This window comes from Azospirillum sp. RU38E, assembly GCF_900188385.1.
Classification (GTDB): Bacteria; Pseudomonadota; Alphaproteobacteria; order Azospirillales; family Azospirillaceae; genus Niveispirillum.
Genome location: NZ_FZOI01000055.1, coordinates 1 through 2,331 on the forward strand (window position 1 = coordinate 1; position 2,331 = coordinate 2,331).

A 2,331-nucleotide genomic window follows, 5' to 3' on the forward strand; every position below is an offset into this window, starting at 1 on the left:
TGCCGTGACCTTCCCCTGCTTAACTCGAACCATCAAAACCTCCTTCAATCCCGAATTTTAGGTCAATGGCTCTCCACTTTTCCAGGGCAAGTCCAGTCCTGGCGGGGTGCGACCTGGAGAAAAGGGTCGGCGCGATCCTCGATGCACTGACCGAAATCGCTGGCATCACGGCGCTGGGCTCGACAGCGGGAGCATTTGGGTCGGGCCCAATCGGGAGCGGTCCGTTCGGAGGCGGGGAAACAAAACGGCTTGGGGATTTCGGCCACAGCCACTGGGGGAGGCCGGACTTCATCAGCCTCCAGGCAGATTTCACGGAGGCAGATATCAATAGGGTTACGGACCTTGATGGCAGCCAATTGGCCGCAAATTCTTTGCTGACGCCTTCTGGCGCCCGAAGCATCCAGGGCATCAGGTACCGCTTCGCCCACAGGTCCTTCCAGGAATGGTTCGTCGCCCGCTGGATGCGCAACCACTCCATTCCCGACGCCGTCTCCATGCCACCTGGACTTATGACTTTTCGCGCGCATATGGCCCAGGCAGGAGCGGAGATTCCCTGAGAGGAAGGCAGCTCGCTTATTGTAGTGACCCTTCAGCTCGTATCTTGCTACGTCCGCTTCCAGCCGGTTCAATCATCCCAGCGAACGACCCAAAAGGGGCGCTTACCAGAAGTCCGCCGCCCCCCTCAATCAATAGCCAGTTTAACCGCATCGTTATGGTCCAGAGTATCTGGCAGTTGCGTTCTGGCGAGTGATCCTGAACCGATTGCGCCGTGCGTCCCTGAAGCGCGATGATCCAGCGGCCTGCTTTGCGATGAAGCCGGACACCTTCTCCGCAGCGTTCCTGACCGGATCAAGCGCCAGGTGAGCATACCGGGCGGTTGTCTGCACCTGCGTGTGGCCCAGCAGCTTCCCAATCATCGGCAGCCCTTCGCCCAGGAACAGGGCGCCGCTGGCGAAGGAATGTCGCAAGTCGTGAAGGCGAACGTCGTCCAGCCCCGCCCGTCGGCGAATGCGCCGCCATGGTGGTTGCAAGTCTGTCAGTCTGGCTCCCTCCTTTGTGCCCGTTATGACCCACGGATTATCAGGCAGCTTCGGGATGGCACGTAGGACGGCAGCGACAGCATCTCCGAATAGAGCAACTTTGGCCCCCGTTTTGGAATCAGGCAGCCTGAACGCCTTGGCTTGCCAGTCGACATAAGCCCACTTCAAGGTCATGATTTCGCCAAGCCGACATCCCGTCAGCATCAGCAATCGGATGGCCGCGATGACAGAAGTGGGTTCCGATCCCGTTGTTTCCAACTCGGCCAGTGTCCGCCCCAGCGCAGCATATTCGTCCGCGCTGAGGAAGCGTTCCCGCTTCTCCTCAGGGAACTTCTTCACATGCAGACATGGGTTGCTGCCGTCGGGGCGAAGGCCCCATACCTCAGCCAGATTGAACATCTTGGATAGCACGCCAAGGGTTCTGTTGGCTTGATAGGGGATGTGCCGCAGCGAATGGTGGAGTTCCGCAATATCCCGGCGTTGGATGTCCGTGACCCGGCGGGTCCCGATCTTGGGATTGATGAACAGCTCGACCGATCGGCGATATTCATACTGGGTCGAAGGCTTGCAGCGAACGGCGACATGCTCTTCCAGAAACCGCTCTCCCAGTACCTTCATGGTCGGGGCCTTCCGCGCCTGATCGAGTTCCTGTGCCGGATCACGCCCATTCTTCGCTTCAGACAGGATTTCATAGGCCCGTGCCCGCGCATGCTCCGCGGTCACAGGGCCATGCTGACCAATCGTGATGAATCGCTGTTGCCCGTTGATCCGGCACTTCACGATATAGACCTTGCGACCCGTGGGATGGATGCGGACGCCGAACCCTCGCAACTCGTCATCCCATATCACCCGCAGGGTCGGACCGGCAGCCGCCGCATCCACGGAACGCTTGGAGAGCTTTGCCATCATCCATCTCCAGAAACACCGGAAGCTCCATCCTGGTGCTTGGTATCAGCTACCATATAGCTACCAGATGAGATAAAATCGGAGCGCTGATGATGGTATCTGGTCGTACAAGAAGTCAAAATATCAAAAGTGTTATCAGGTATTTAGGAGATTTTGACGTATTCAAGAGTGCATCGTCGTATGAATACTTTTCAAACTCATAACCTGAAGGTCACAGGTTCAAATCCTGTCCCCGCATCCAAAAGAAAACCCCAGCAATCCGAAACGGTTGCTGGGGTTTTTGCTGTCCGCCCCGGATTCGTCACGGGAATTTTTTTGCCTGAAAAATCGGTCGCATTTGGCCTCCGGCGCCGGGTTGGGGGTAGGATTTTTCGGGTCAGGGCTT

1 protein-coding gene is annotated in these 2,331 nt (G+C 57.6%); it reads right to left on the reverse strand.

The genetic code is table 11. From position 1 onward, the window contains the following. Positions 1-710 precede the first annotated feature (710 nt). A complete protein-coding gene (locus CHB97_RS25615; RefSeq protein ID WP_371333149.1) occupies positions 711-1,949 on the reverse strand; it encodes a tyrosine-type recombinase/integrase in 1,239 nt (412 codons plus the stop codon). Positions 1,950-2,331 lie beyond the last annotated feature (382 nt).

Coding starts and splice junctions, on each gene's coding strand:
- CHB97_RS25615 (WP_371333149.1), bottom strand. CDS start 1,949: ATGATGGCAAAGCTCTCCAAGCGTTCCGTGGATGCGGCGGCTGCCGGT.